Genomic DNA, 14,727 nt, shown 5'->3' with positions numbered 1-14,727 from the left:
GTCTCAGTTGCCGATCACGTGGAGCGCGCAGAGCTTGTTGCCGTCCGGATCGCGCAGATAGGCGAGGTAGAACGGCGTGCCTTCACGCGGCCCCGGCGGATCTTCACAAGCCGAGCCGCCATGGGCGAGACCGGCGGCGTACCAGGCATCGGCCTGCTCGGGGGTCATCGCGAAGCCGATGGTGCCGCCGTTGGCGCAGCAGGCGGGCTCGCCGTTGATCGGCTTGGTCATGATGAAGTTGCTGCCGTTGTGGACATAGACCAGACGGCCCTTGGGATCGACGAACCCCGGCTTGCCGCCGAAGGCCGCGAACACGGCGTCGTAGAAGGTCTTCGAGCGCTCGATATCGTTGCTGCCGAGCATCACGTGCGAGAACATGGCCTCTCCTTTTTGTAGTCAGCCTGGGACCGGTTCCGGGTGGAGCCGATGCGGGTCGGGGTGTGCCCGTGCGCGGGGCGTGCGGTCAAGGGGCGATGGAAGGGTCGCTGCCGATTTCAGCCGGGACGGTCGCGCCGCGCAATGCCGCGCACGAAAATGCCGACGGCGTGGTTCACCTGCCGCTCGATTTCGGCTTCGGACGGCGGCGGAACAAGCCCGCTGGAAACGCGCAAGTGGATATCGCCGCGCACCATGGCGAAGAATTGTTCGGCGGCAAGGCGCGGGTCCGGGCAATCGATCTGCCCTTCGTGGTGAAACCGTTCCAGCGCCGGTGTCAGCAGCGCATAGGCGGCATCCGGCCCATAAGCGAAGAACGTCCGCGCCACTTCCGGAAAACGCTGGCCTTCGCCATGGACAGTACGATGGATGTCAAGCGCGTCGGGCTGGCACAGCCTCGTGAGGAAGATCATTCCAAATGCGCGGAGCAGCGTCTCAGGATCGGTCGATCGGTCAGCGAGTTCCTCGAGCGGGCCGATCACCGCCTGCGACTTGCGCTGCATGACGGCCTGGAACAGTTCCTCCTTCGAGGTGAAGTATTTGTAGAGCGTCGCCTTGGAACCGCCCAGGCGCGCGGCGATTGTCGACATCGAGGTGATGCCGTAGCCCTCAAGGGCAAACGCCTCCGCCGCCACGGCGAGGATGTTTTCCCGCCGTTCGTCAGGGCTTTGCCGCCCCAGCCTCCCCCTGGCCAGTGTGTCGCTAGTGACCATTCCGTACACTTATTCACTTGACTTGGCCGTTGCAAGCGCCCATTGCGTTAGTGACCGAACCGTACTGTCATTATGGTGTCATTGATGCGTTTCCCCTTACCGATGAAACGGGCGGCATTTCTGCTCGGCGCGGCTGCGCTGCTGGCGGGGTGTGCCACCATGCCCGATCTCGGCGCACGCCCATCCCTGCGCGATGCGGGGACGCTCGGCGTCGTCCAGAGCGAACCGACGGGCCAGTGGCCCGGGGACGGCTGGTGGAAGGACTATGGCGACGCTCAGCTTTCCGCGCTGATCGAGGAAGGCCTTGCCGGTTCGCCGACGCTGGCGGTGGCCGATGCCCGGGCGCACAAGGCGGCGGGCTATGCCACCGGAGCCGGGGCCGGACTGCTCCCTTCGCTTTCGGCGAACGGGCAAGTCACCGAGGTCAAGCAGAGCTACAACAACGGCTTTCCGCGGCAATTCGTGCCCAAGGGGTTCAACGACAGCGGGCGCTTCACGCTCGATCTCAACTACGAGCTCGATTTCTTCGGCAAGAACCGCGCCGCACTGCGGGCCGCCACCTCGGAGCGCGAAGCGGCGCTGATCGAGGCGCGAGCGGCGCGGCTGGCGCTGGCGACCTCGATTGCCGCCGCCTACGCCGATCTGGCTCGACTGGCCGCCCAACGCGAGGTGGACGTGGCTGCGGTAAAGCAGCGCGAGGAAGTCGCCGCGCTCGTCGCCCGCCGGGTGGTGAGCGGGCTCGACACGCGCGGTGAGCAGCGCCAGGCCGATGCCGCGGTGCCGCTGGCGCGTGGAGACCTTGCCGCCACGGACGAAGCCATCGAACTGACGCGCAACCGTCTGGCCGCGCTGATCGGTGCCGGACCTGAGCGCGGCGCGAAGATCGCCCTGCCCTCGCCGCGCGCGCTGCCGGTGCTGGGCCTGCCGACCAATCTCGCGCTCGATCTCGTTGGCAGACGAGCCGACATCGCCGCCGCACGGCTGCGGGCAGAGGCTGCAAGTTCGCGGATCACCGTGGCGCGCGCCGGATTCTATCCCAACGTCAACCTGATGGGATTCATCGGCCTGCAATCGCTGGGGCTCGGCAACCTGACCGCCAATGGCTCGGAGATCGGCGAGGCCGGCGCGGCCGTCAGCCTGCCGATCTTCTCGGGCGGGCGGATCGAGGGGAACTACCGCACCGCGCGAGCCGATTATGACGAAGCGGTCGCCCAGTATGACCAGACGCTGGTCCGCGCGCTCAACGAAGTCGCCGATGCAGCCGCTTCGCAACGCGCGCTGGCAACCCGGCAGGCCGAGGCGCACGCCGCGCTGGCCGCGTCGGAGGAAGCCTACGCCATCGCACGGCGGCGCTACGAAGGCGGGCTTTCGCCGTACCTCTCGGTGTTGACGGCGCAGGATGCGCTGCTCCGCAACCGCCAGCTTGTCGCCGCGCTCGATGCGCGTGCGCTGACCCTCAATGTCGAGCTGATCCGCGCGCTGGGCGGCGGCTTCAGCACCAAAGCATGACGAAAGAGCACCCGATGGCCGACCGCGATCCCCAGATCTTGCTGGAAGATACCCAGACGATGGCATCCGCTCCTCCTGCCGGTGACGCCGCTGCAAAGCGCAAGCGTGGCTTTGCGATCCTGGGCGGCGCCGTACTCGCTGCGGCCGTCGTCTACGGCGGTTATGAAGTGCTTTTCGGTGGACGCTACGTCGAAACCGACAATGCCTACGTCGCCGCCGAGATCGCGCCGGTTACCGCACTTTCAGGCGGGACCGTGATCCGCGTCGCGGCGGTCGACACGATGGCGGTGAAGAAGGGCGATGTGCTGATCGAGCTTGATCCGGCGGACGCGAGGATTGCCGTGGCCGAGGCGGAGGCCGCCGTGGCGCAGGCGCTGCGGCGGGTGAACCAGACGGTCGAGACCGGCACCGCGCTCGCTGCGCAAGTGCAGGCGACCGATGCCGATATCAAGCGCAAGCAGGCGCTGGTCGGTGTCGCAGCGGCAAACCTTGCCCGCGCCAGGCTGGACTTGACCCGGCGCGAGGCGCTGGTTTCGGGCGGCGCGGTTTCGGGCGAGGAGCTTTCGAGCGCGCGCAATGCTTTTGCGGCGGCGCAGGGCCAGTTGACGGTGGCCGAGGCAGACCTCGCGCAGGCGCGCGCCTCGCGCGGGTCGGCGGAAGGGCAGTCGAATGCCAACGCCGCTTTGGTCGGCGACACCGCGCCGGCGGAGAACCCCGACGTGCTCGCGGCCAAGGCGCGGCTGGACCGGGCCAAGCTCGATCTGGCGCGCACGGTGATCCGCGCGCCGGTCGACGGAATTGTGACCCAGCGCAACGTGCAGGTGGGCCAGCGGGTCGCCTCGGGCACGGTGCTGCTGACGGTGGTGCCGCTGGGCGAGGCCCATGTCGATGCGAACTACAAGGAAGGCCAGCTGCGCCGCGTGGCACCGGGCCAGCCGGTGGAACTGACATCCGATCTCTATGGCTCCAGCGTGGTCTATCACGGCCGTGTGGTGGGCTTTTCGGGCAGCACCGGATCGGCGCAGGCGCTGATTCCGGCGCAGAACGCAACCGGCAACTGGATCAAGGTGGTGCAGCGCCTTCCGGTGCGCGTGGCGCTCGATCCGAAGGAGCTCAAGGCGCACCCGCTGCGTGTCGGCCTTTCGATGACGGCCACGATCGATACCGGAGCAAAGTGACGTGAACGCGGGTAATGCAGCGCCGCAGCTTAAAGGCTGGCCGCTGTTGCTGGCGGCGATGAGCCTCGCGCTCGCGAATTTCGTGGTGGTGCTCGATATCACGATCGCCAACGTCTCGGTGCCGCATATCGCGGGGAGCCTTGCTGTCTCGCCGACGCAAGGGACCTGGGCGATCACGTCCTACTCGGTGGCGGAGGCGATCTGCGTACCGCTATCAGGCTGGCTCGCCGCGCGGTTCGGGGCGGTGCGGGTGTTCCTGGCCGCAATCACCGGCTTTGCCCTGTTCTCGCTGCTCTGCGGGCTTTCGCGCAGCCTCGAGGCGCTGATCATCTTCCGCGTGTTCCAGGGCCTGAGCGGCGGGCCGATCATGCCGATGTCGCAGACCCTGATGACGCGCATCTTCCCGCCGGAGAAGGTGGGCATGGCGCTGGGCCTCTGGAGCATGACGGTGGTCGTCGCGCCGATCCTCGGGCCGATCTTCGGCGGCACCATCTCCGATGACTGGAGCTGGCACTGGATCTTCTTCATCAACCTGCCGGTCAGCGCTTTCTGCCTGGTCTTCGCACTGCGCTATCTTCTGCGCTTCGAGACGCCGACGGTGCGCCGGCCGATCGACTATATCGGCCTCGCGCTGCTGGTGATCTGGGTCGGCGCGCTGCAGATCATGCTCGACGAAGGACGCAATTCCGACTGGTTCGCCAGCACCTTCATTTGCACGCTGGCCGTCATCGCGGTGATCGGCATTGCGGCGTTCCTGATCTGGGAGCTGACCGAAGCCAATCCTGTGGTCGACCTCTCGGTGTTCCGCCAGCGCGGCTATACGGCCGCGGTGGCGGCGCAGAGCATCGCCTATTGCGGGTTCTTCTCGGCTATCGTGGTCGTTCCGCTCTTCCTCCAGACCAATCTTGGCTACACAGCAACCTACGCCGGCTATGCAACCGCCTTTGTCGGCGTGCTGGCGGTGATCATGTCGCCCGTAGCGGCCGGGATGATGGCCCGGTTCGACGTGCGCAAGCTGATCACGTTCGGCGTGTTGTGGCTCGGGGTGGTCTCGCTGCTGCGGACGGGATGGGTGAGCCAGATGGACTTCTTCACCATCTCGCTCCCGCAGTTCCTGCAGGGGCTTGGGATGCCATTCTTCTTCATCGGGACCACGTCGCTGGCGCTGGGATCGGTGCGACCGGACCAGACCGCATCAGCGGCGGGCCTGCAGAACTTCGTCCGGACGCTGGCCGGAGCCTTTGCCACCTCGCTTGCGACGACGATGTGGGAGCGTGAGGCCAAGATGGCGCACGAGGATCTTGCCGGTCTGGTCCGCCCCCTGCCGCAAGGTATGGGATTTACCGCCGACCAGGGACGGATGGCACTGGAGCGAATCGTGCAGACGGAAAGCGTAACTCTTGCCACCAATGCGATTTTCTGGGGCTGCACGGTATTGTTCGCAGTTGCAGCGATCCTCGTCTGGCTGGCACCGCGGCCGCGTGGCGGAGTCGATCTCGGCGCCGCGCATTGACTTTCAAGGTGTTGAACCAGAATGATTTTTTCTGCCGACCGAAACAACTGCGCATTGTACCTCAATCCGGCATGCCAGCCCGGCGAAATGGTCGCATAACAGCAACCACGCATGTTTCTCTCCAATATGAACATAAAATTCCGTTTTAATCTAGGAGCTTGCCGCGAATGCGAGGCATATCTCCATTCCCGCTTTGCGCACGCAAACGAAACATGGTAAGTGTTTTTCCTGAGGGCCCACTGTGTGGGCTGGGGTCCAATAAAAACATTCGCTGATTTTCCTTCGCCGCTCGCGAGGCGCCGCTTTTTTGTGGAGTAGAAAGATGGCTAACCCCCCTGCAGGCTTCATTGCCAGGGCGATGTGCGCAGTTGCCGCAGCATCGTTGATTGCCGCCCCTGTGCTGGTTTTCGCCGATGCCGGCGCTCCGTCCAAGCACAAGGTGCACAAGAAGTCGTACAAGAAGAAAGGTGTTGCTCGTAAGGGCAAGCACAAGCGCAAGCGTTCGGCGCGGTATCTGCCCAAGACGCAGACCGTGACGACCACGACGACGACGCCGGCACCGCCGCCGCCGCCGCCGCCGCCTCCCCCGCCGCCTCCCCCGCCTCCGCCGCCGCCACCTCCGCCGCCGCCTCCCCCACCGCCTCCGCCGCCTCCCAAGGTCGGCTACAAGCCCAATCTCGGCTTCATCCTCGGTGGTGCCGCGCTGGGTGGTGGTATCGGTGCGATCATCGGTACGAGCGAGGGCAACGACAGCCCCGGCGGCTGATCGCTCTCGCACATTGCCAAGTCCGGGACGGCCCGGCCTCTCACGAGGCCGGGCCGTTTCCATGTCCGTTTCCCATTCCTGACGATCACGGCAACATGGCTGACAGCAACGTTTTACGCGGCCCCACCATTTTTAACGCAAGATTGACGCTCGGCTCGCGCTTCCTCTGACGGACGCTCCCTAGAACAGCCTCATCGGCACCGGACGGGGACTGCTCCCCGAACCCACGGGGGGAGAACGGATCCGATACCGACAGGAGAGCAAAAAATGACGAGCAAGACCTTCTTCGCCGCCGCCTGTGTGCTGGCCGCTGCGATCGCCCCTTCGCTGGCGAGCGCTGCAACGACCGACGCCATGGAAACCAACGTCGCTGTCGTCCACACCTCGGATCTCAACCTTTCCACGCCGCAAGGCCAGGCAACGCTGAACGCCCGCATCGCGGGCGCCGTCAACCGGGTCTGCGGCTCCGCAACCGGCGCGATCAGCATCGAAGAGCGCCGCGCCATTGCCGTCTGCCGCGCCAAGGCTCGCAACACCGCCTTGGCCGTCGCACGGACACGTGAGGGTCAGGTGCTGGCACAGCGCTGATCCCCACAACCACATCGCCACAACGGTCAGCAAAGGGCCGGGAGCATCACGCTCCCGGCCCTTTCGCGTTGACCTTCCCCATGCCGGCAATCGAGCGGCGGCGTGCTGGCGCCACCGCACCGGATAAACAGGGCGACCCGACGTCAATCAGCCGCAGGAATTGCCTTTTTGATCTCACGTTCACTTTTGACGCTCGGCTCACGCTGGCTTGGCGTGCGGCCTGACGGTGGCCTCCTAGAACCACTGCATCGGCAGCGCGAACCGCCGAAATTCGCAGAGGAGAGCCCAAATGAAGTCCAACCTGATCCCCGCCGCCATCATCGTCGCCACCGTCGCTCTCGCAGCGCTTCTGGCTCCGGCGCTCGCCAACGCGGCTCCGGCTTCGGACGAGGCCACCGTGCAGGCGGCAGTGGTGCGCACCAGCGACCTCAACCTTTCGAGCGATGAGGGGATGACCACCCTCAAGGCCCGTATCGACGGCGCCGTAGGCCGCGTCTGCGGCACTCCGACCGGAACGATCTCGCTCAATGAGCGCCTCGCCATCAACACCTGCCGCGCCAAGGCCCGCACCGCTGCACTGGCTGCCATCCGGTCGCATTCGGACCAGGTGCTGGCCCAGCGCTAAGCACGTCCGCCATGGCGACACCGGTCAGCACGGGCCGGGAGCACCTTGCTCCCGGCCCGTCTGCGCTTTTCCGGTCCGGACCGGTTGGACCGCGCCCGAGAGTGATGGACATTTTCAGCCAAGCATGAATACTTAGATGCGGAGGCGGGCATGACACGGCGAGACGCGAGCGCAACGCAGACGACGTGGAGGCTCCCCTGAGCGGAGCAGCTTCATCCGATTCGCGCATCCGGGTCGCCGTTATCGGCGGCGGCTGCGCTTCGATGGCCGCCGCGTGGGAACTGACCGCGCCGCACCATCAGGGCCGCTATCAGGTTACCGTCTATCAGGAAGGCTGGCGGCTGGGCGGCAAGGGCGCTTCGGGCCGGGGCGAAAACGGGCGGATCGAGGAGCACGGCCTCCACATCTGGCTCGGCTTCTATGACAACGCCTTCCGCATGATGCGCGCCTGCCATGCCGAGCTCGATGCGAAAGGGCTCGGCCACCTCTACGGCGACTTCCGCGATGCCTGGACGCAGGAAAACGATATCGCGCTGTGCTCGGCGAGTGAAAACGGCGGCTTCCAGCGCTGGCAGGTGCACATGCCGCCGCGCGCCGGCTATCCGGGCGATCCGCTCGCTGCCGATGCGGTGTTCAGCCTGCAATACTACATGGCGGGCGCCTTCGACCTGCTGCGCGCGCTGGTGCTTGATACCACGGTCGACGGACAGGGCCTCGTCACGCGCTTCGACAAGGCCAATGCGTCGGGACCGGTGAGTGCGGCGGAGCTGGCTGCGCGGGTTGCCGAGCTGGCGCGCATGGGGCTGTTTGCTTCGTCGGCGGTACTGGCCGAAGTGCTGGCGGTACTCTCGGCGCTGGTGCGGTCGGTCAGTCCTGCGACAGCGGGCCTCTTGATGGCGGCTGTCGACGCGGTGGCCGTCCCGCTGCGCCAGTGGATCGAGGACAAGGTGCTCGCGCCCAGCCCACTGCGCTTCCTGTGGGAGATCGCCGACCTTACCCTGGCGACGCTCACCGGGTTTCTGCGCTACGGCATCATGTTTGATCCGCGCGGACTCGATGCGATCGATGATTACGAGTGCCGCGAGTGGATGCGGCTCAACGGAGCCTCGCTGCGCTCGCTCAACTCGCCCTTCCTGCGCGGGCTCTACGACCTCTCGATGGGCTACGAGGACGGCGATCTCAACAAGCCGCGCCTTTCTGCCGGGCAAGGCCTGCGCGGCACATTGCGGACGTTCTTCGGCTATCGCGGCGCCTTCATGTGGCGGATGCGCGCCGGGATGGGCGATGTCGTGTTTGCGCCGCTCTATACCGCCCTGAAGGAACGCGGTGTGAGCTTCCGCTTCTTCCACCGGCTCAGCGATATCGAGCTGGACACGGCGGGCACCCATGCGGCGCGGCTGAAGTTCGATGTGCAGGCCGGGATCAAGGGCGGCGGCGAGTACCAGCCGCTGGTCGATGTGCAGGGCCGGCCGTGCTGGCCAGCCGCGCCGGACTATACGCAACTCGAGCGCGGGGCGGCGCTGCTGGCCGAAGGGCGCAAGTTCGAATCGCATTGGGACCGCCGGCGCGAGAGCGAGACCGTGCTGGAAGTGCAGCGCGATTTCGACATGGTGGTGCTCGGCGTCGGGATCGGCGCGGTGCCATATTGCGCCAAGGGCATCGTTTCGCGCGATCCCCGCTGGCAGGCGATGTGCCGCGATGTGAAGACCGTTGCCAGCCAGGCGTTTCAGGTGTGGCTGGACGAGGACCTTGAAGCACTGGGGTGGCCGGGGCCTGCCTATATCACCGGCGCCTTCGCCAAGCCGTTCGATACCTGGTGCGACATGGCGCATGTCGTGCCGGAAGAAGCGTGGAAGCGGCCGCCGAAGACGTCGGTCTACTTCTGCGCGGTCCTGCGCGATCCGCCCGAGCCGCCCGCCGAGGGCGACATGACCTATCAGGGCAGGCGCGAGGCCGAAGTGCGCGCGAATGCCGAAGAGTTCCTTGAAGGGCCGGTCCGCACGATCTGGCCGGGGGCCTATGATGCTGCCGGGCAATTCCGCTGGGACGTGCTCAAGGCAGACGAGAGCGGCGGCCCGGAACCGGAAGGCAAGGCGCGGTTCGGCACGCAGTACTGGCGCGCCAACGTCAATCCATCGGACCGCTATGTGATCCACACCCCGGGCAGCTGGCGCAGCCGCATCTCGCCGCTCGACCGGACCTATGACAATCTCACCATTGCCGGAGACTGGACCGACAGCGGCTTCCATTCCGGCTGCGTCGAAGGGGCGGTCATGTCGGGACTGCTGGCCGCCCATGCCATTTCCGGTGCGCCGGACCTCGAGGACATCATCGCCTATGACCACCCCTGAGCAGCACGACCCGGCGAAGCGCTGGGTCAGCCACCAGCCGGAGAGGACCGGGCCGCAGCGCGGGCCCGGCATGAAGAAGCCAGTTCCGGCCGAAGGCGTCCGTGAACCCGAGACGCTGGCCGTCAACGAAGCCATCGCCGAGACGGTGCGCACCGCCTACGATGTGCTGAACGATACCGTAAAGCAGGGACGCAAGGCCGCCGAGCAGTTCCGCGGCGGCACGTACAACGTGCGCGATGTGCCCGATGACGTGCGCGCGATGGCGGGCAACCTGCTCGGCCTTGCGCGGCAGCTGAGCAGCGCGACCTTCGACATCTGCGAGGCCCTGCTGCGTCAGGCCGACACGCTGATGACCCCGCCGCCGCCCGGATCGACGCATGTGCCGCCCTTTCAGGAACCCAAGGCCGCGCCAGCAACGCAGCCGGGACCGCAGCCGTTTGCCGCCAGTGCCGCAGCGCCGGTGATCGCGCTCGAAGTGCTGTTCAACGGCAAGGAGGCGGTGCGCGCGCATACCAGCACATTGGCGCGTCCGGCGGCGCCGACGGGGGCAGCGCATGTCAGCTGCGACGGCCTAGCGCGGCGCAGCGGCAGTGCGGCGCCGATCACCGACCTTGTTTTCGACATCAATCCGCATGGGCCGGGATTGCGGGTCATGGTGACCGTGCCTCAGGATCAGCCTGCCGGGGTCTATTCGGGCGCGGTCTATTGCACGACACAGAAATCGCCGCTCGGCGAGATCGTGATCGAGGTCGACTGATGGCGGTCGAGGGCGCCCTGCTCCAGCGCTATGGCGCCGCCACGCGGGCGGAAGTCATGCGCTATCTGGCGGCGGGCAGCCCTTCCCCGTTCCTTGACGAGATGCTGGCGGAATACCCCTCGCGCGGGGGAAAGATGCTGCGCCCGGCGATCTGCCTCGCCAATGCCGCGCTGTTCGGCAACGAAGCGCCGTCGGCGGCGGTGCAGGCAGCTGCAGCGATCGAGATGCTGCACAATGCACTCCTCATCCATGACGATGTGCAGGACGGCAGCGAACTCAGGCGCGGCAAGCCCACGCTCCATGCGCTGCACGGCGTCCCGCTGGCGATCAATGCGGGCGACGCGCTGCTGTTTGCCGCGTTCGGGCCGCTGATCGATGCGGTGAGCCCGCTTGGCAGCCATGTGATCCGGCAGGTGATGGACGTCACCGCGATGATGGCGCGCCAGACCGCGGAAGGGCAGGCGCTCGAACTCGGCTGGCGCGACCGCAACGTGCTTGATCTCGCCGAGGCCGACTACATGCGCATGGCGCTCAAGAAGACGGCGTGGATGGGGATGATCTGGCCGGCGCAACTGGGCCTCATCATCGGCTCGCGCGGGCGGCTCGATCCCGAAATGGTGCTGCGCTTCGGCTACTTCCTCGGCCTTGCATTCCAGATCGAGGACGACTTGCGCAACCTTTCGGAGGATCCCGGTTATGGCAAGGAGCAGAACGGGGACCTCGCCGAGGCCAAGCGGACGCTGATGCTGATCCATGTGCGAGGGGCCTGCAACACGGACGAGCGCGCGCGGCTGGACTGGTTTCTGGGCCTCAGGCGCGAGGAGCGCGGTGAGGCGGACGTGCTGTGGCTGGCGCGGCTCATGCACGAGCGCGGCTCGATCGAACATGGCCGCCGCGTCGCCGCTGCGATGGCGGGCGCGGCGGAGCACGAGTTTGCCGCCGTCTACGGAGCGCTGCCCCCTTCGGAGGAGCGCACTTTCATCGGCAGTCTCGTGCGCTGGGTGTTTGACCGGGCATGAGCCGCGCGCTGCTCTATGGGGCCACGGGCTATACCGGCCGGGCGATCGCAGCGGCGCTGGCCAACGAGCGTGGGGGCAAGGTCGATCTGGTGCTGGCGGGGCGCAACGAGCAGGCGGTCCGTGCCGTGGCCGAACCGCTGGGCCTGCCGTGGCGCGCCTTTGCGCTGGGTGATCCGCAGGCGGTCCGCGCTGGCTTGGCGGGGATCGATGCTGTGCTCCATGCTGCCGGACCGTTCGCCGCGACGGCCAAGCCGATGCTGGAGGCCTGTCTGATAAGCGGGACCCACTACCTCGATCTCGGCGGCGAGTGGCGCGTCATCCAGGCCCTGTTCGCCCGCGATGCAGAGGCGCGCGCAGCGGGGATCGCGGTGCTGCCGGGTGCGGCGCTGACTCCGGCCGCGACCGATTGCCTGCTGCTCGCCGCAACCGAACGCTGGCCCGATACGCGCGCGCTGAGACTGGGCATTTCGGCGGCGCAAGTCGTATCGCGCGGGAGCGTGGCGACGATGGCGGGGCTGGCCGATCCGGGCACGGTGATCCGGCGCAAGGGCGCGCTGGCGACGGTACCGGCGGGGAGCCTCACCGCGATGTTCGATTTCGGCGGCGGCCCGCAGGAGACTGTGGCGACCGACTGGGCCAGCGTGGTGACCGGCGGGGCCTTGCTGCCCGAAGTGAAGGACATTGCCATCTATTCCGCCATGCATTGGTCGATGCGGGCAGGTTACCGCGCTTCGGGTATCGGCATGGCCATGACGGGCGCGGCACCGTGGCGCATGGCAGGCTCCGCGATGGCCCGCATCTGGCCCGAGCGGCCCGACGAGACCCGGCGCGAGGCGGCGCGCTTTACGATGGTGGCCGAAGCGGACGACCCTTGGCGGCGGGTAAGGCGGCTCAGGATGCAGACGCTCGACGGCTATGGCGCCAGCGTGCGGATCGCCTGCGAGGCGCTGCGGCGGGTGCTGGCGGGAGGCGCTCCGGCGGGTGTGTCCAGCCTTGCCGCCGCGTTCGGATCAGGCTTTGCGGTGGAGGCGGACGCCGCGCGTTTCCTTGCCGATGACAGGAGCACGGCGGCATGAGCATACGCGTCCCCTACGTTCAGTCTGCCGCCAGCCAGCAAGTGCCGCCGCCCTACCACTTCCCCGATGTCACCGTGAACGCGTTCTACATGAACGTGTCGATGGAGCGGGTTCAGCGCTATTGCGACATGTATCTCAACATCGGCGACGAGAAGACGCGCGAGTATGTCTACCGGCCGCTGGCGGCTTGGCCCTACGCGACGGTGCTCTATCTGAACTATCCGACGATGATCAGCGCTGCACCGGCCAGCCCCCATCTGGGAGAAGTGCCCTATTCCGACCGGGGCGCGATCAGCCAGACCGAAGTCTTCGTGGCGATCCCGGTGGTGCGCTATGGCCGGGGCGCCAAGCGCCTGATCACCGACACCGCCCTCGAATGGGCACTGCCGTTCATCGTCGTCGGCAATCCGATGTCGAGCGTGTGCGGGCGGGAAATGCTGGGCCTCGGCAAGCTGCTGGCCGAGATCGAGAACGGCGTGGGCCGCTATCCGGAAAGTTTCCACGGGCGGATCAGCCTGCCCGGCTGGCCGGATGACGAGCCCGGAACGATGCAGCGCATGCAGGAGTTCATGCGCATCGAGACCAAGCCGGTCCTGCCGACCCCGGCGGGAACGCAGCCGCCTTACCGCACGCTTGCCACCCTGCTTGAGAGCCCTGAGGCCTCGAAACTGGTGGGCGGCCTGTCCAGCGTGTCGAACTTCATCGACAGCTTCTCGCTCGGCCTCATCCCCACCTCGATGCGCACGGTGGGCCTCAAGCAATATCGCGATGCCGCCGATCCGCAGCGCGCGGTCTATCAGGCGCTCGTCACCTGCCGTGCGCAATACCTCAACGTGCGCAATGTCCGGTTCTACAACGAGCTCGACATCGACATGTATTTCAATGACATCGGCAGCTTCCACGAGATCCTCGAGGTATTCCTCGAGGTGGACAAGAAGCCGACCGGCAAGCCCCATTCGGTGAATACGGTCGCGGCCCGGCGGTTCGAGGCGGACATCAATTTCGATACGCTGCGCGTGATCCGCGAGTTTCCCATCGACCGCGACGGCGTGCCGCCGACACCCGGCGCAAGCGATCTCGTTTCGCGCTGGTACCGCCCGTTGCGCGGCTTTTTTGGTCCCCGCAGAGGAGTGGGCCTGCCATGACCGTGTTCCTCGAATCCTTCGCAACCGATCAGCTGCTGCCGCCGTGGCGCTCGCTCGGCATGCGGATGTGGCAGTTCGTCATCGCGGTCGACCGCAAACTGATCGCAGCCTACCTCGACACGCGCTTCAATGCCGCCGCGCCGGACCGGGCGCCGTTCCACTACACCCCGCTGCCGGGCAAGACGTACGGCCTGCTCTGCGTGGCGCGCCACGCGCACTTTTCGAGCTGCTGCGACGGGCGGACCGGGCGCGACACCACCAGCCATATCGAGCTGAGCTGGACCTTCCCGGCGCTGCGCTACCGCGTGAGCGAGGACAACCTGCTGGTCGATCCGCTGCAAGTGTGGATCGAACCCTTCGCCTTCGACGACAACAGCTACGTGATGTTTTCCGCGCGCGAGATCTTCGGGACGGAAATGGACATGGCGGTGATCCGCATGGAGGAAGGCGAAAGTCCTGCCGACCTGAGGATCGACATGGCGATCGAAGGCATGGCGAAGTTCGATCCCAGAGCGCGGAGCCAGAGCATCGGCTGCATGCGCATGGGCCTTCTGCCCGATACGAGCGAGGCCGACCTGCTCCGCCTGCGCAAGGACGACGACGACCTCGACGCCTTCGTCGACAATCTGCTCGCCGACGGCATCTTTACCGGCAGCACCGCCACGGACAAGCGCACCGGCATGGAGGTCAACACCTTGCGCCAGTTCCGCGACGTGTTCGACATGGACCTTGCCGCCTACCGCGCGATCGTCTCCTCGACCACGCAGCACAGCAATATCCGCGATCTGGCGTTCTTTTCAGGCGCGGATACGGTGGTCGAATTCCTCTGCTCGGACAGCCTCGAGGAAACGATCCACGCCATGTTCGGCGCGCGCCCGCATAACGAATGTTCGCTGCTGGAGACGCCACCGCCCCTGCTCAATGCCCCCGGGACGCCGGACACGAACTGGAACCTGAAGTACATGCCGATCGAGGTGGCGATGGTGATCTGCTTCACCGCCGATGCGCACTTCCAGATCGAGCGGACGCTGCATACCTACGGCCAGATCTGA

14 protein-coding genes are annotated in these 14,727 nt (G+C 66.5%); 12 read left to right on the top strand and 2 right to left on the bottom strand.

The window, feature by feature from the left end; translation table 11 throughout:
* Positions 1-3: 3 nt before the first annotated feature.
* The gene (locus NDB2M1_RS07715) at positions 4-378 is read right to left on the bottom strand and encodes a VOC family protein (RefSeq protein ID WP_054120389.1); all 375 of its coding nucleotides are present in this window, start codon (positions 376-378) and stop codon (positions 4-6) included.
* Positions 379-494: 116 nt separating this feature from the next.
* Positions 495-1,148 carry a TetR/AcrR family transcriptional regulator gene (locus tag NDB2M1_RS07710; protein WP_072381097.1) on the bottom strand — a complete coding sequence of 218 codons (654 nt, stop codon included), beginning with the start codon at positions 1,146-1,148 and terminating at the stop codon, positions 495-497.
* 102 nt (positions 1,149-1,250) lie between these two features.
* On the opposite strand from NDB2M1_RS07710, the gene NDB2M1_RS07705 reads away from it, so the two are divergent.
* From NDB2M1_RS07705 to NDB2M1_RS07650, 12 genes are all read left to right on the top strand, one after another.
* Positions 1,251-2,657 carry an efflux transporter outer membrane subunit gene (locus NDB2M1_RS07705; RefSeq protein ID WP_253185813.1) on the top strand — a complete coding sequence of 469 codons (1,407 nt, stop codon included), beginning with the start codon at positions 1,251-1,253 and terminating at the stop codon, positions 2,655-2,657.
* 14 nt (positions 2,658-2,671) lie between these two features.
* A complete protein-coding gene (locus NDB2M1_RS07700) occupies positions 2,672-3,835 on the top strand; it encodes an HlyD/EmrA/EmrK family protein (RefSeq protein ID WP_253185812.1) in 1,164 nt (387 codons plus the stop codon).
* A 58-nt stretch (positions 3,836-3,893) separates the two neighbouring features.
* Positions 3,894-5,348 (top strand): DHA2 family efflux MFS transporter permease subunit, encoded by a 1,455-nt coding sequence (locus NDB2M1_RS07695; protein WP_072381692.1) that lies wholly within the window; start codon positions 3,894-3,896, stop codon positions 5,346-5,348.
* A gap of 322 nt (positions 5,349-5,670) precedes the next feature.
* Positions 5,671-6,114, top strand: a complete 444-nt coding sequence (locus NDB2M1_RS22865) for a hypothetical protein (protein ID WP_216233976.1) — start codon at positions 5,671-5,673, stop codon at positions 6,112-6,114.
* A 267-nt stretch (positions 6,115-6,381) separates the two neighbouring features.
* On the top strand, positions 6,382-6,702 hold the full coding sequence (locus NDB2M1_RS07685; RefSeq protein ID WP_054123113.1) for a UrcA family protein: 321 nt from the start codon (positions 6,382-6,384) through the stop codon (positions 6,700-6,702).
* A gap of 289 nt (positions 6,703-6,991) precedes the next feature.
* Positions 6,992-7,327: a UrcA family protein gene (locus NDB2M1_RS07680; protein ID WP_072381093.1), complete on the top strand. Its 336-nt coding sequence runs from the start codon at positions 6,992-6,994 to the stop codon at positions 7,325-7,327.
* Positions 7,328-7,512: 185 nt separating this feature from the next.
* On the top strand, positions 7,513-9,678 hold the full coding sequence (locus tag NDB2M1_RS07675) for an FAD-dependent oxidoreductase (RefSeq protein ID WP_253185811.1): 2,166 nt from the start codon (positions 7,513-7,515) through the stop codon (positions 9,676-9,678).
* Complete coding sequence (locus NDB2M1_RS07670) at positions 9,665-10,435, top strand: hypothetical protein (RefSeq protein WP_054123116.1); 771 nt, start codon at positions 9,665-9,667, stop codon at positions 10,433-10,435. The genes NDB2M1_RS07675 and NDB2M1_RS07670 overlap by 14 nt, the downstream gene beginning before the upstream one ends.
* On the top strand, positions 10,435-11,454 hold the full coding sequence (locus tag NDB2M1_RS07665; protein ID WP_072381091.1) for a polyprenyl synthetase family protein: 1,020 nt from the start codon (positions 10,435-10,437) through the stop codon (positions 11,452-11,454). Before NDB2M1_RS07670 ends, NDB2M1_RS07665 begins: the two co-directional genes overlap by 1 nt.
* Positions 11,451-12,530 (top strand): saccharopine dehydrogenase family protein, encoded by a 1,080-nt coding sequence (locus tag NDB2M1_RS07660; protein ID WP_072381089.1) that lies wholly within the window; start codon positions 11,451-11,453, stop codon positions 12,528-12,530. Before NDB2M1_RS07665 ends, NDB2M1_RS07660 begins: the two co-directional genes overlap by 4 nt.
* Positions 12,527-13,675, top strand: a complete 1,149-nt coding sequence (locus NDB2M1_RS07655) for a hypothetical protein (RefSeq protein WP_072381087.1) — start codon at positions 12,527-12,529, stop codon at positions 13,673-13,675. Before NDB2M1_RS07660 ends, NDB2M1_RS07655 begins: the two co-directional genes overlap by 4 nt.
* Positions 13,672-14,727: a hypothetical protein gene (locus tag NDB2M1_RS07650; RefSeq protein WP_072381086.1), complete on the top strand. Its 1,056-nt coding sequence runs from the start codon at positions 13,672-13,674 to the stop codon at positions 14,725-14,727. Before NDB2M1_RS07655 ends, NDB2M1_RS07650 begins: the two co-directional genes overlap by 4 nt.

This window comes from Novosphingobium sp. NDB2Meth1 (genome assembly GCF_900117425.1).
GTDB lineage: Bacteria > Pseudomonadota > Alphaproteobacteria > Sphingomonadales > Sphingomonadaceae > Novosphingobium.
This window is presented reverse-complemented; position numbering and strand designations above follow the sequence as displayed.

What these genes read in the sequence shown, in the direction of transcription:
- NDB2M1_RS07715 (WP_054120389.1), bottom strand. Translation starts at nt 378, where the DNA reads ATGTTCTCGCACGTGATGCTCGGCAGCAACGATATCGAGCGCTCGAAG.
- NDB2M1_RS07710 (WP_072381097.1), bottom strand. Translation starts at nt 1,148, where the DNA reads ATGGTCACTAGCGACACACTGGCCAGGGGGAGGCTGGGGCGGCAAAGC.
- NDB2M1_RS07705 (WP_253185813.1), top strand. Translation starts at nt 1,251, where the DNA reads ATGAAACGGGCGGCATTTCTGCTCGGCGCGGCTGCGCTGCTGGCGGGG.
- NDB2M1_RS07700 (WP_253185812.1), top strand. Translation starts at nt 2,672, where the DNA reads ATGGCCGACCGCGATCCCCAGATCTTGCTGGAAGATACCCAGACGATG.
- NDB2M1_RS07695 (WP_072381692.1), top strand. Translation starts at nt 3,894, where the DNA reads ATGAGCCTCGCGCTCGCGAATTTCGTGGTGGTGCTCGATATCACGATC.
- NDB2M1_RS22865 (WP_216233976.1), top strand. Translation starts at nt 5,671, where the DNA reads ATGGCTAACCCCCCTGCAGGCTTCATTGCCAGGGCGATGTGCGCAGTT.
- NDB2M1_RS07685 (WP_054123113.1), top strand. Translation starts at nt 6,382, where the DNA reads ATGACGAGCAAGACCTTCTTCGCCGCCGCCTGTGTGCTGGCCGCTGCG.
- NDB2M1_RS07680 (WP_072381093.1), top strand. Translation starts at nt 6,992, where the DNA reads ATGAAGTCCAACCTGATCCCCGCCGCCATCATCGTCGCCACCGTCGCT.
- NDB2M1_RS07670 (WP_054123116.1), top strand. Translation starts at nt 9,665, where the DNA reads ATGACCACCCCTGAGCAGCACGACCCGGCGAAGCGCTGGGTCAGCCAC.
- NDB2M1_RS07665 (WP_072381091.1), top strand. Translation starts at nt 10,435, where the DNA reads ATGGCGGTCGAGGGCGCCCTGCTCCAGCGCTATGGCGCCGCCACGCGG.
- NDB2M1_RS07660 (WP_072381089.1), top strand. Translation starts at nt 11,451, where the DNA reads ATGAGCCGCGCGCTGCTCTATGGGGCCACGGGCTATACCGGCCGGGCG.
- NDB2M1_RS07655 (WP_072381087.1), top strand. Translation starts at nt 12,527, where the DNA reads ATGAGCATACGCGTCCCCTACGTTCAGTCTGCCGCCAGCCAGCAAGTG.
- NDB2M1_RS07650 (WP_072381086.1), top strand. Translation starts at nt 13,672, where the DNA reads ATGACCGTGTTCCTCGAATCCTTCGCAACCGATCAGCTGCTGCCGCCG.